General features: G+C 67.8%; 12 protein-coding genes. All 12 read right to left on the bottom strand.

Annotated elements, in window-relative coordinates; all coding sequences use genetic code 11:
• Positions 1–76: 76 nt before the first annotated feature.
• Entirely contained in the window at positions 77–2,914 is a 2,838-nt protein-coding gene (locus ACFX59_RS10430; RefSeq protein ID WP_387432195.1) for a M16 family metallopeptidase, read from the bottom strand.
• A gap of 25 nt (positions 2,915–2,939) precedes the next feature.
• A complete protein-coding gene (locus tag ACFX59_RS10435; protein ID WP_307102939.1) occupies positions 2,940–3,152 on the bottom strand; it encodes a hypothetical protein in 213 nt (70 codons plus the stop codon).
• A gap of 22 nt (positions 3,153–3,174) precedes the next feature.
• The gene (tgt, locus tag ACFX59_RS10440) at positions 3,175–4,305 is read right to left on the bottom strand and encodes a tRNA guanosine(34) transglycosylase Tgt (protein WP_387432197.1); all 1,131 of its coding nucleotides are present in this window, start codon (positions 4,303–4,305) and stop codon (positions 3,175–3,177) included.
• The gene (locus ACFX59_RS10445) at positions 4,302–4,805 is read right to left on the bottom strand and encodes an EF-hand domain-containing protein (protein ID WP_387432198.1); all 504 of its coding nucleotides are present in this window, start codon (positions 4,803–4,805) and stop codon (positions 4,302–4,304) included. The genes tgt and ACFX59_RS10445 overlap by 4 nt, the downstream gene beginning before the upstream one ends.
• Positions 4,802–5,839 carry a tRNA preQ1(34) S-adenosylmethionine ribosyltransferase-isomerase QueA gene (gene queA / locus ACFX59_RS10450; RefSeq protein WP_387432199.1) on the bottom strand — a complete coding sequence of 346 codons (1,038 nt, stop codon included), beginning with the start codon at positions 5,837–5,839 and terminating at the stop codon, positions 4,802–4,804. The genes ACFX59_RS10445 and queA overlap by 4 nt, the downstream gene beginning before the upstream one ends.
• Positions 5,836–6,624, bottom strand: coding sequence for a peptidylprolyl isomerase (locus ACFX59_RS10455; protein WP_387432200.1), 789 nt, complete (start codon positions 6,622–6,624; stop codon positions 5,836–5,838). The genes queA and ACFX59_RS10455 overlap by 4 nt, the downstream gene beginning before the upstream one ends.
• Positions 6,625–6,838: 214 nt before the next feature.
• Positions 6,839–7,342: a pantetheine-phosphate adenylyltransferase gene (gene coaD / locus ACFX59_RS10460; protein WP_387432201.1), complete on the bottom strand. Its 504-nt coding sequence runs from the start codon at positions 7,340–7,342 to the stop codon at positions 6,839–6,841.
• Positions 7,339–8,238: a farnesyl diphosphate synthase gene (locus tag ACFX59_RS10465; protein WP_309699151.1), complete on the bottom strand. Its 900-nt coding sequence runs from the start codon at positions 8,236–8,238 to the stop codon at positions 7,339–7,341. Before ACFX59_RS10465 ends, coaD begins: the two co-directional genes overlap by 4 nt.
• Before the next feature lie 2 nt (positions 8,239–8,240).
• Positions 8,241–8,480, bottom strand: a complete 240-nt coding sequence (locus ACFX59_RS10470; RefSeq protein WP_007406073.1) for an exodeoxyribonuclease VII small subunit — start codon at positions 8,478–8,480, stop codon at positions 8,241–8,243.
• Between the two features lie 69 nt (positions 8,481–8,549).
• Positions 8,550–8,747, bottom strand: coding sequence for a hypothetical protein (locus ACFX59_RS10475; RefSeq protein WP_387432203.1), 198 nt, complete (start codon positions 8,745–8,747; stop codon positions 8,550–8,552).
• Positions 8,726–10,525 (bottom strand): diguanylate cyclase domain-containing protein, encoded by a 1,800-nt coding sequence (locus ACFX59_RS10480; protein ID WP_387432204.1) that lies wholly within the window; start codon positions 10,523–10,525, stop codon positions 8,726–8,728. Before ACFX59_RS10480 ends, ACFX59_RS10475 begins: the two co-directional genes overlap by 22 nt.
• Before the next feature lie 143 nt (positions 10,526–10,668).
• Positions 10,669–12,987 (bottom strand): ATP-dependent Clp protease ATP-binding subunit ClpA, encoded by a 2,319-nt coding sequence (gene clpA / locus ACFX59_RS10485; protein WP_307102958.1) that lies wholly within the window; start codon positions 12,985–12,987, stop codon positions 10,669–10,671.
• Between the last annotated feature and the right edge of the window lie 101 nt (positions 12,988–13,088).

Raw genomic sequence — 13,088 nt, forward strand, 5'->3', positions numbered from 1 at the left:
ACCCGCAACGCGCCGCCGTCCTTCCCGTCCCGTGGCTTTTCAGCGCGCTATAACCCCTGGGGTTAAGGATTTGGCCTCAACGCAATTTGGGGGTGTCGAGATCGACCGCCGCCGCCGGGATCACCTCCACATCCGGATGCGCCTGGCGTAGCGCGGGCAGGAACTGCCTGGCGTCGCCGACCACCACGATGCTCGCCGCCTTGGGATCGAGCAGGCTGGCCGAGGTCGCCTGCACCGCCGCCGGATCGACCGCCTGGACGCGCGGGATATAGTGGCTGAGCTCGCCCAGCGGCACGCCCTGCAGCGTATAGCTGGCCAGGATGTCGGCGATGCCGTCCGTGGTCTCGACCGTCCGGCCGAAGCCGCCGACCAGCACCGCCTGCCGCGTCGCCAGCTCGGCGGGTGGCACCGGCTCGCTGCCCAGCTTGCGCATCTCGGCATCGATCAGGTCCACCACCTCGGCCGCCGAGGGGTTCTTGGTCTGGGTCCGTGCGGAGATCAGGCCGATGTCGCGCCCGGTCGCCACCGAGCTGCCCGCGCCGTAAGCCAGCCCGCGCTTGATGCGGATTTCCTGGTTGAGCCGCGACGAGAAGCCGCCGCCCAGCACCGTATTGGCGACCGCCAGCGGATAATAGCGATCGTCGGCGCGGCGAATGCCCGGGCGGGCCACCACGACCCCGGCCTGTCCGGCATCGGGCATGTCGATGACGACGACGCGCGGCGCGGGGAAGGCGGGTTCGGCGGGGCGCGGTGCGGTGGCCGTGGCACCCGGCGCGCGCCAGTTGCCCAGATAACGCTCGGCCACCTGCCGGGCCCGCGCCGGGGTGATGTCGCCGACCAGCAGCAGCGTGGCCTGTCCGGGCTTCCAGCTGCGCGCATAGGCGGCGGTCAGGTCGGCGCGGGTCAGCGCCTTGAGCGAGGCGGGCGTGCCCGACAGGGGCTGGCCATAGGCGCGCGAGCCGTACACCACCCGGTCGGCGACCATGGCGGACAGTTGCGCCGGGTTCTTCATCGCCACGTTCAGCCCGTCGATCGATTGGGTCCGCGCGCGCTCGATCTCGTCGGCGGCAAAGGCCGGGTGGGTGGCGACATCGGCCAGGATCGTCATCGCGGTGTCGATCTGCGCCGAGGGGACGGTCAGGTCGATGGTCGCGCCGTCATCGGTGGCGCTGCTGGCGATCGATCCGCCGACGCTTTCGACCGCGCGCGCGATCTGCGTGGCGGAGCGGGTCGTCGTGCCCTTGGTCATCAACTCGGCGGACAGGCTGCTCGCCCCGGCCTTGCCGGTCGGATCGGTCGCCGCGCCGCCCAGCGCGACCAGCGAGGCGGTGACCAGCGGCAGGTCGTGCCGCTCGACCGTGACGACGCGCACGCCATTGGCCAGCCGCGTCTCGACCGGCTGGGGCAGGACGGGCGCGATCGGCGCGCCGGGGGCGGGGGGCAGGATGCGCTGCCCCTCGGGGGCCGGGGTCACGACCGGGATGTCGGCGGGCGGGGTCAGCGCGGCGGTCTGGACGGTCGGCGCCAGTTCGATCGGCATTTCCCGGACATTGGCCGGGCGATCCGAGTCGGGGAGGTAGCGGATCGTCGCGCTCTGCTGATCCTTCAGATAGGCGCGCGCCACGCGCTGGATGTCGGCGGCGGTCACCGTCTGGATCGCGGCGATCTGGCGATCGGCGGCATGGGGATCGCCATCGACGATGACGCTGTTGGCGATCAGGCTGGCCTTGCCCTCCGCCGTCTCGCGCTGCTTGAGCGCGCTGGTCAGCAATTCGTTCTTCGCCTCGGCCAGTTCGGTCGCGCTGACGGGCTGGTCGCGCAGGCGGGCGATCTCGCGCTTCAGCGCGGCCTCCCCCTCGGCCACCGGTTTGCCGCTGGCCATCATCGCATAGGCGACGAGGTTGCCGGTCGACTGTTTGGTGTCGAGGAAGGTCGCGGCCGATTGCGCCAGCTGGTCGCGATACACCAGGGTCTCGTACAGTCGCGAGCTTTCGCCCGCCGACAGGATCGCGTTCAGCACCATCAGCGCGGGCGTGTCGGCGCTTCGCTCGGGCGGGATGTGATAGCTGATGAGGACCGCGGGAAGTGGCACATTGGCGTCATAGGCGGTGCGCGACACCGCCGCCGTCCGCGCTGGTTCTGCGACCGTCACGCGCGGGATCGGACCGGCGGGGCGCTTGATGCCCGCGAAATACTGGTCGACCCAGCGGTCGAGCTGCGCAGGGTCGAAATTGCCCGACACGACCAGCACGGCATTGTCGGGCCGGTAATAGGTCGCATGGAAGGCGCGGACATCGTCGATGCCCGCCGATTCCAGCTCCTCCAAGCTGCCGATGCCCGGCCGCGCATAGGGGTGCGTGGTATAGGCCAGCTTGGGATAATAGATGGAGAACAGCTTGCCATAAGGCTGGGCGAGGGTGCGCTGGCGCAGTTCCTCCTTCACCACGTCGCGCTCGCTGGCGAAGCTCTTGGGCTCGACCACCAGCGCGGCCATTCGGTCCGCCTCGGCGAAGAGCAGGCGTTGCAGGTGGTTGGCGGGCACCACCTCGAAATAATTGGTATAGTCGTCGGCGGTGGAGGCGTTGTTATAGCCGCCGACATCCTCGGTCAGGCGATCCATCTGTTCGGGGACGAGGTTGCGCGTCGCCTTGAACATCAGATGCTCGAACATGTGCGCAAAGCCCGAGCGGCCCTTGGGATCGTCCTTCGACCCGACATCGTACCAGACCTGGACCGAGACATTGGGCGTCGTCGTGTCGCGAATGGCATAGACGCGCAGCCCGTTGGGCAAGGTGCGCGTGGTGAAGGCGATCGGCTTCACGCTTTCCGTGCGCGCAGAAGTGGCGGTCTGTGCCCCCGCCAGCGAGGGAAGGGCGGCGACGCCGAGCAGGAGCGCGGCACGGAAAAGGCGCATGAAGACCCTCTTGATGGAGTGCGGGTTACTTGGACTTGTTGCGGTTGCCGTAGAGAACGGCGGCGGCGATCGCGGCCGATCCGATGCCGACGCCCAGCCCGATCTTGCCCAGCGGCCAGTTGCGCGTCTTGTCCTTCACCGAGTCGGCGGCGGCTTCGGCCGCGGCGACGGCATGCTCCTTGGCCTCCTTGGCGGCGGCGAGGATTTCGTTGGGGGCGTCTTCGGTATGATCGGTCATGTTACTCTCCTACTCGACCAGATTATTCCTTGGCAGCGTAGCGCGCCCGGAAGTCGTCCGCAAAGGCCGTGAGCCGCCCCTCGGCGATCGCGCCGCGCAGATCGGCCATCATCTGCTGATAGAACCAGATATTATGCTCGGTCATCAGCATCGCGCCCAGGATCTCGCCCGCGCGGACCAGATGATGCAGATAGGCGCGGCTATATTGCGCGCAGACCGGGCAACCGCAGGCGGGATCGAGCGGCCCCTGATCCTCGGCGAACCGAGCATTGCGGATGTTGATCGGCCCCGATCGGGTGAAGGCCTGCCCCGTCCGCCCCGAACGCGTCGGCAGCACGCAGTCGAACATGTCGACCCCGCGCTCGACGGCGCCCACGATGTCGGTCGGCTTGCCCACGCCCATCAGATAGCGGGGCTTCTCGACCGGCAACTGACCCGGCGCGAAGTCGAGGCAGCCGAACATCGCCTCCTGCCCCTCGCCGACCGCCAGGCCGCCGATCGCATAGCCGTCGAACCCGATATCGATCAGCGCGTCGGCCGACGCCTTGCGGAACCCTTCGTTGAGCGCACCCTGCTGGATGCCGAAGATCGCATTGTCCTCGGCATGCTGCCCGCCCGCGTCGAAGGCATCGCGGCTGCGCCTGGCCCAGCGCATCGAGCGTTCCATCGCGGCGGCCTGCACCTCGCGCGAGGAGGTGGTCGGGACCAGTTCGTCGAACGCCATGACGATGTTCGAGCCCAGCAGCCGCTGGATTTCGATCGAGCGTTCGGGGCTGAGCATATGGCGGGTGCCGTCGAGATGGCTCTTGAAGGACACGCCGTCCTCGGACCGCTTGGTCAGGTCGGCCAGGCTCATCACCTGATAGCCGCCCGAATCGGTCAGGATCGGCCGGTCCCAGCCCATGAAGCCGTGCAAGCCCCCCAGCCGGTTCACCCGCTCCGCGCCGGGGCGCAGCATCAGGTGATAGGTGTTGCCCAGGATGATGTCCGCCCCGCTGGCGCGCACGTCGCCGGGCTTCATCGCCTTGACGGTGGCGGCGGTGCCGACGGGCATGAAGGCGGGGGTGCGGATCTCGCCGCGCTTCATGGTGATGGTGCCGGTCCGGGCGCGGCCGTCGGTGGCGTGGATGGCGAAGGAGAAGCGGGCGGTCATTTTCTTCTGTCTCGGGGCGCGAGCGGGCCGGTGGGGCCATTGGCGTCGGCGGGAATGGTGCGGATGGTCAGCGCTTCGGCGCGGCTGATCGCGCCGTCATGGTCGCGGTCGAAGCGCGAGAACAGGCGCGAGAAGTGCGCCTGCAACTCGGGCAAGGTGATGCGGTTGTCATTGTCCTTGTCGACATCGAACGGACTGGGCAGCGCGTTGCGGTCGCCCAGCCAGCGTTCGGCCCAGTCGGCGAACTGGAGATAGCCGATCGAACCCTGATGCGCGGTGTCGATGGCGTCGTAGGATCGCTTGACCCCCGCCTCCATCTCCTCGCGCGTGGTCTTTCCGTCGCCGTCCGCGTCGAAGGCGGCGATCATCATCGCCACCGGCTCGACCACCATCGTCGCGGGGGTCTGGGCGAAGGGCGCGGGGCGCGCGGTGACGGTCACCGTCTCGTTCGCCCCCGGCATCGGCGTCGCCGCCTGGAGCAGCAGCGCCAGCAGGATCATGCGCGCGGCCCCGGCAGCAACAGCGAGGCGTCGCCATAGGAATAGAAGCGATACGCGTGCGCGATCGCATGGGCATAGGCCGCCTGCATCCGGTCCAGCCCCATCAGCGCCGAGACCAGCATGAACAGGGTCGAGCGCGGCAGGTGGAAATTGGTCATCAGCCCGTCGATCCCGCGAAAGCGATAGCCCGGCGTGATGAAGATGGCGGTGTCGCCCTCGAACGGACGGATCACGCCGTCTTCTCCGGCCGCGCTCTCGATCAGCCGCAGCGAAGTGGTGCCGACCGCGATTACCCGGCCGCCGCGTTCCTTGACGGCGTTCAGCCGGTCGGCGGTGGCGGCGTCGATCCGGCCCCATTCGGCGTGCATCTTGTGATCGACGGTGTCGTCGGCCTTGACCGGCAGGAAGGTGCCCGCACCGACATGCAGGGTCAGCGTGGCATGCTCGATCCCTGCGGCTGCCAGCGATTCGAGCAGGCCGGGCGTGAAGTGCAGCGCCGCCGTGGGCGCGGCGACCGCCCCTGGCTCGTTGGCGAACATCGTCTGATAGTCGTCGGCGTCCTTCTCGGTCACGCCGCGCTTCTGCGCGATATAGGGGGGCAGCGGCATGGTGCCCGCCCGCTCCAGCAGCAGCTCGACCGGCTCGTCCCCGGCGAAGTCCAGCGCGAAGCTGCCGTCCTCGGCCCGGTCGCGCGCGGTCGCGCTGACCCCGGTGCCGAAGTCGATGACGTCGCCGTCGCGCAGCCGCTTGGCGTTGCGGATGAAGGCGCGCCAGCGCCGCGTCCCCTCGCGCTTGTGCAGCGTCGCGCCGATCTTCGCCTCGCCGCGTATCCCCTCCAGCTGGGCGGGGATGACGCGGGTGTCGTTGAAGACCAGCAGGTCGCCGGGGCGCAGCGCGGCGGGCAGGTCGCTCACCCGCTCGTCACGGGTGGCGTCGCCGTCGAGGACCAGCATTCGCGCCGAATCGCGCGGGGATGCCGGGTAAAGCGCGATCCGCTCGGGCGGCAGCGCGAAGTCGAAGAGATCTACGTTCACTTGGTGGCCGTTGCCGCCTTCTTGGCCGGAGCCGCCTTGGGGGCGGGGCGTCGCGCCGGAGCGGGCCGGGTCGCGGGCTTGGGGGCAGGGGCCGCACCGGGCAAAGTCACCGGCGCGCCCAGGTTGGGGGCGGCGACGGGGGTGGGGACATAGGCGGGGGGATTGTCGGCCGCGACATAGGCGTGGACGATCCGGCTGGGGTTCGCAGGCGGCTCGCCCCGTTCGATCTTGTCGACATATTGCATGCCGTCGATCACCCGGCCGAACACCGTGTAATTCTTGTCGAGCGAGAAGCGTGGCTGGAAGACGATGTAGAACTGGCTGTTGGCGCTGTTGGGATCGTCGGCGCGCGCGGCGGCGACCGATCCGCGGACATGCGGCAGATAGTTGAACTCGGCGGGCACGTTGGGCAGGTCCGACCCGCCGGTGCCGTCGCCCTTGGGATCGCCGCCCTGCGCCATGAAGCCGTCGATCACGCGGTGGAAGGTCAGCCCGTCATAGAAATGGCGACGGGTCAGCGTCTTGATCCGCTCGACCATCTTGGGCGCGACATCGGGACGCAGCCAGATCGTCACGCGGCCGCCGGTCGACAGGTCGAGCAGCCAGAGATTCTCCTTGTCGGTGACGGGCGGCGGGGCCGGCCGGCCGGTGACATTGTCCTCCAGCACCTGTGCCGCCTTGGCGGGAGTGGTGAATTTGGGCTGGGCCTGGGACCTGCTTTGGGCCTGTGCCGGAACGGCGATCAGGCTGGCCATCATCATGGCAAGAGCGGCGAGAACGCGCATCACATCTCTACGACAAGGAAAGGAATGGGGAGGCTGTAGAGCAAATCGCCCCTTGCGCCAATCTGAACCTTTTCGAGGATCAACTCCTCCCCGGCACGGGGAGGGGGACCGTCGCGAAGCGATGGTGGAGGGGGTGTGCGGCAAAGGATGCCGGTTGCGGAGAGCCCCCTCCGTCAGGGCTGCGCCCTGCCACCTCCCCGTGCCGGGGAGGATCCTAAGATCCCTTGCGGCCGATCTTCTCGACCCGCGCGACGACATCCTCGCGCACCGCAGGCGTCACGAACTTGGCGATATTGCCGCCATAGAGCGCGATCTCCTTGACCAGGCGGCTGGCGATGGGTTGCAGCGCGACATCGGCCATCAGGAAGACGGTCTCGACGCGCGGATTGATCTGCTGGTTCATCCCCGCCATCTGATATTCATATTCGAAATCGGCGACCGCGCGCAGGCCCCGGACGATGACCTTGGCGCCCTCGCGCTCGGCAAAGTCCATCAGCAGCGAATCGAAGGCGACGACATGGATCTCGCCTGCCACACCGGCGATCTCGCGGCGGACCATCTCCATGCGCTCGTCCAGCGTGAACATGGGTGACTTGGACGGGTTGGTCGTGACGCCGATCACCAGCCGGTCGACCAGCTTCGCGCCGCGCCGGATGATGTCCATATGGCCCAGCGTGACGGGATCGAAGGTGCCGGGATAGACGCCGATCCGGGTCATCGGTCGCGCTCCACGACATAGGCGGCGATGGCGCGGAGCAGGTCGGCCTCGGGGCCGTAATCGCGCAAATGCTCGATCGCCTGGGCGACCAGCATCCGGCATTGTTCGCGCGCGCGCTCGACGCCGAGCAGGCTGAGGAAGGTGGCCTTGCCCGCCTCCTCGTCCTTGCGCAGCTTCTTGCCCGCCGCCGCCTCGTCCCCCTCGGCGTCGAGCAGGTCGTCGGCGATCTGGAAGGCCAGACCCAGGTCATGCGCATAGCCGCGCAGATGGATGCGGCCCTCGGGCGCGACGCGTCCCAGGATCGCGCCCGCCTCGACCGCGGCGCAGATCAGCGCGCCGGTCTTCATCTGCTGGAGCCGGGTGACGGTGGCGAGGTCGAACACCTGCCGCTCGGCCTCCAGGTCCATCATCTGCCCGCCCGCCATGCCGCTGGGCCCCGAGGCGCGGGCGAGGTCGAGGATCAGCTCGGACCGGACGAAGGGATCGGCATGGGTCGACGGATCGGCCAGGATCTCGAAGGCCAGCGCGTGGAGACAGTCGCCCGCCAGGATCGCCGTCGCCTCGTCGAACGCCTTGTGGACGGTCGGCTTGCCGCGCCGCAGGTCGTCATCGTCCATCGCGGGCAGATCGTCATGGATCAGCGAATAGACATGGATCGCCTCCAGCGCGGTTGCGACCCAGCCCGCACAGTCGCGGTCCACGTCGAACAGATGCGCGGTGGCGAAGACGAGGAGCGGGCGCAGCCGCTTGCCCCCGCCGATCGCGGCATGGCGCATCGCGGCATAGAGCGAGGCGCGGGGATCGCCCGGATCGGCCAGCACCTGCGCGAAGCGGCGGTCGATATCCTCGGCGACCTCGGCCAGCGCGCCCGACAGGGTCGTGGCGGTAAGCGTCACGCTCAACCCGCCTGGAACGGGCGGGTGCCCGCAGCCTTGCCTTCGGCATCGAGGCGGATCGCCTCGATCCGGGCCTGGGCGGCGTCGAGCCGCTCGGCGCAACGCTGACGCAGACGGTCGCCGCGCTCATAGAGGCGGATCGATTCGTCGAGCGTCGCTTCGCCGCTTTCCAGTCGGCCGACGATCCTCTCCAGTTCCTTGAGGGCGTCCTCGAACGTCAGTTCTTCGATGGGCGTATCCATGACGTCGCTATGCGGCACGCATCCGGCGCGCGCAAGGATGCTTGATCCATCCTTATGCCGCGCCTGTCCCTATCGGAGTCGGTTGACCGTCCAAGTATAGAGGAACGAGACGCTGAGCAGCCCCAGATCGACCGCCGCCTGCACCCGGCGCGGCGACCGGTCGGTCAGGTCATGGGTGATGAGGCGGATATCGGCGGTCGGATGGCGATAGGCGAGCGCGACCAGCGCCAGCACCGCCATTCCCATCACGATCCGCCGTTCGCGCACGCCCCCGTCTCCCCGCGCGCCGGTCTAGGCCGTGTCCGGACGAGCGGCAAGGGGGCTGCGGGGCGGCTTTCCGCCATCCCGCCGGTCATCGGCAGGGAGCGGCCTCGGCACGCCCGGTCGCGCCCGCAATTCTTGGCGGCGTAAAGCGCCTGATCCGCCTCGCGGTAGATCGCCCTCCAGTCCGTCTCGTCCCGCATCGGGCCGGTGCACAGCCCCAGGCTGGCGGTGACCTTCAGCCCCGAGGGATAGGCGACCTCGCGCAGCCGGGCGAGCAGCAGGTCGATATCCGGCCCGCGCGCGGCGTCGGTCAGCAGCGCGAACTCCTCGCCGCCGATCCGTGCGATCAGCGTGTCGGGGCCGACCAGATCGGCCAGCGCATGCGCAAAGCCGCGGAGGACCTCGTCGCCACCGTCATGGCCCAGTTGGTCGTTGATCCGCTTGAAATGATCGATATCGATCAGGATCAGCGTCTGCGGCCCGCTGCGCCCGATCGCCTGGTCGAGAAAGGCGCGGCGGTTGAACAGCCCGGTCAGCGAATCGGTATCCGCCAGCCGCCGCGCGACCCGCTCGTCGGCGCGCGCCAGGTCGCGGTCGCGGCTGAGCAGATAGATGCGATAGGCGACGCCCAGGCTGGCGATCAGCGCCTCGGCCCCCATCGACAGCACCGTCGACTGGTCGATCCATGGTCGCCAGGCGATCAGATGCGCGGCGTGGAGCAGCCGGAACATGGCAAAAACGATCGGCGCGCCCCATGCGAAGGCGAAGGCCCAAAGGAAATTGCTCCGTCGCCGCCAGGCCTGGACGAGCACCGCGATCAGGAAGAACAACAGGACGAGGAAGCCGAAGACCACGGCCTGGTCGAGCGGCAGGATCCAGCGCGGCGCGAGCAGCGCGAAGGCGACGTTGGGAATGGCGATCAGCACGAACGACACGATCGCCAACCGGTCCAGCCAGCCCTCGAACACCTTCCGCTCGAAGAAGTGGCGCGCGAAGATGACCAGGGTCAGCGCGACCCCGCCCAGCATGATGGCGTTCCATCGGTGCCGCTCGTTATTGTCCAGCCAGGGCAGCCACTGGCCGATCAGCCCCGACGACGCGAGCGCATAGCCGGTGATGAAGAACAGCAACAGGCAATAGACGGGCTGGAGCGGCTGGCGCAGCGCGGGCCAGAGCGCGAGATTATAGACCGCCAGTCCGATCACCATCCCCATGATCAGGCCATAGATCAGCCCCAGCGAGGATTCGGTCGCCAGCATGTCGCCATGACGGCCCAGGCGCGCGCCGCGCACGACGCCGCGCATATTCGCCGCGCCATGCGCCTCCCACAGGATGCGGACCGGCCGCGCCCCCTCGCGCGGCAGGGGGACGCCGATCATCGCGCCCAGCAGCAGATAGGGAGAGGTGGTCGCGCTGGTATAGGCGACCCGGCGCATCTGGCCGTCGGCATAGAGGATATGCAGGGTCGTCGCGTCCTGCCAGGTGCTGGCGAAGCGGACCGCCAGCCGATCGCGCGGATCGCCGGCAATCACCGGCAGTGGCTGGGAGAGCACCCAATAGTCGCCGACGCCATAAGAGGACTGGTCGCTTCGGCAGTCGAAACGCTGCGGGGCCGCCAGCATCGCCTGCGGCGTATCGCCGGGGTGGATGGGCCGGATACAGGTGGTCAGCGGTTGGCCGACCTGCGCCTGCGCGGCAGACAATGGCACAAGGCCCAGCATGATCGCCAGAATCAGCGCGCCAATCCTGGTCAGCCATCCACCACCCATGGCGCGGACCATATCATGGCTTAATTTAAATTTGGCTTAAATTTTATGAGTGTGTGGTTAACGGCTTGATCTGGGAAAGCCGACGCTTGGGCCCTTCGCACGGCCACCCGAAAAAAAGGGCCGGGTGATGCCACCCGGCCCGATCATGTCGGCGATCAGCCTGCGTCGACTTCCGCCGGCTTGCCGCCCTTCTTGCGCGGCTTCTTCGGCGCGGCGGGTTCGATCGCGAAGGACAGCGCGCCGTCCTTCATCCTCACCGTCACCTCGCCGCCATGGACCAGCTTGCCGAACAGCAGTTCCTCGGCGAGCGGCTGCTTGATCTTCTCCTGGATCAGGCGGCCCATCGGACGCGCGCCATACAGGCGGTCATAGCCCTTTTCGGTGAGCCAGCTCTTCGCCGCTTCGTCCAGGCTGATATGGACGTGACGATCGGCCAGCTGGAGTTCGAGCTGGAGGATGAACTTGTCCACCACCCGCGCGACGACCTCGGGCGGGAGATAGCCGAAGGGCACGATCGCATCGAGGCGGTTGCGGAACTCGGGCGAGAACATCTTCTGCACCGCCTGCTCGTCCTCGCCCTCGCGGGTGAGGTTGCCGAACCCGACCGTCTCGCGCGCCATGTCGGCGGCGCCCGCATTGGTCGTCATGATGATGATCGTGTTGCGGAAATCGACCGTCTTGCCGTGGTGATCGGTCAGCTTCCCGTTGTCCATCACCTGCAGGAGGATGTTGAACAGATCGGGATGCGCCTTCTCGATCTCGTCGAGCAGCAGCACCGAGTGCGGATTCTGGTCGACCGCATCGGTCAGCAGGCCGCCCTGGTCGTATCCGACATAGCCCGGAGGGGCGCCGATCAGACGGCTGACCGAGTGACGCTCCATATATTCGGACATGTCGAACCGCTGGAGCGGAATGCCCAGGATCGTCGCCAGCTGGCGAGCAACCTCGGTCTTGCCGACGCCCGTGGGGCCGGTGAACAGATAGTTGCCGATCGGCTTGTCGGGATCGCGCAGGCCCGCCCGGCTGAGCTTGATCGCCGAGGACAGATTCTCGATCGCGGCATTCTGGCCGAACACCACCCGCTTGAGATCGGTCTCCAGCGTCTCCAGCTGCTGGCGGTCGTCGGTCGACACGCTCTTGGGCGGGATGCGCGCCATGGTGGCGATCACGGCCTCGATCTCCTTGGGGGTGATCGTCTTCTTGCGCTTGCTGACCGGCACCAGCATCTGCATCGCGCCCACTTCGTCGATCACGTCGATCGCCTTGTCGGGCAGCTTGCGGTCGTTGATATAGCGCGCCGACAGCTCGACCGCCGACTTGATCGCATCGGGGGTATACTTGACCTGATGGTGATCCTCGAACGCCGAGCGGAGCCCTGCCAGGATCTTGATCGTGTCCTCGATCGTCGGCTCGTTCACGTCGATCTTCTGGAACCGGCGCAGCAGCGCGCGGTCCTTTTCGAAGTGGTTGCGGAACTCCTTATAGGTGGTCGAGCCGATACAGCGGATCGTGCCGCCCGACAGAGCGGGCTTGAGCAGGTTCGACGCATCCATCGCCCCGCCGCTGGTCGCGCCCGCGCCGATGACGGTGTGGATCTCGTCGATGAAGAGCACCGCGTGCGGCAGTTTCTCCAGCTCGTTGACGACCGCCTTCAGCCGCTCCTCGAAATCGCCGCGATAGCGGGTGCCCGCCAGCAGCGCGCCCATGTCGAGCGAATAGATGACGGCGTTCAGCAGCACCTCGGGCACATTGCCCTCGATGATCTTGCGCGCCAGGCCTTCCGCGATGGCGGTCTTGCCGACGCCGGGATCGCCCACATAGAGCGGATTGTTCTTCGACCGGCGGCACAGGATCTGGACGGTGCGGTCCACTTCGGGCCCGCGCCCGATCAGCGGATCGACCTTGCCCAGCTTGGCCTTTTCGTTGAGGTCGACGGTGAACTGCTTGAGCGCGCTTTCACCCTTGCCCTTTTCGGCGGGCTTGGCGGGCTTTTCCTCCTCGACGCCCTTGGGCGGGGTCGACTCGCTGGCAGCACCACCCTTGCCGACGCCGTGGCTGATGAAGCTGACGGCGTCCAGGCGGCTCATATCCTGCTGCTGGAGGAAATAGACGGCATAGGATTCGCGTTCGGAGAACAGGGCGACCAGCACGTTCGCGCCGGTCACCTCGTCGCGGCCCGAGGACTGGACGTGCAGGATCGCGCGCTGGACGACGCGCTGGAACCCGCTGGTGGGGGAGGGGTCGGTCGCCGCCTCGACCTTCAGCGCGTCGAGTTCGGTGTCGAGATACTGGGCGACCGTCGCCTTCAGCTCGCCCAGGTCGACATGGCACGCCTCCATCACCTTGGAGGCATGGTCGTCGTCGATCAGCGCGAGGAGGAGGTGCTCCAGCGTGGCATATTCGTGGCGCCGCACGGTCGCGGCTTCCAGCGCCTTGTGAAGCGTGGTCTCGAGCGCGGGGGCGAAAGATGGCATCTACGATACTCCTTCCGAAGCGCCATGGACTGACGCCTCGTTTCGACCAATGTCGGGATGGTTCGCCCCGGCATCAAGCGGGTGTAACGCGCGGCGGCTGA

The organism is Sphingomonas sp. NCPPB 2930 (assembly GCF_042867205.1).
Lineage (GTDB): Bacteria > Pseudomonadota > Alphaproteobacteria > Sphingomonadales > Sphingomonadaceae > Sphingomonas.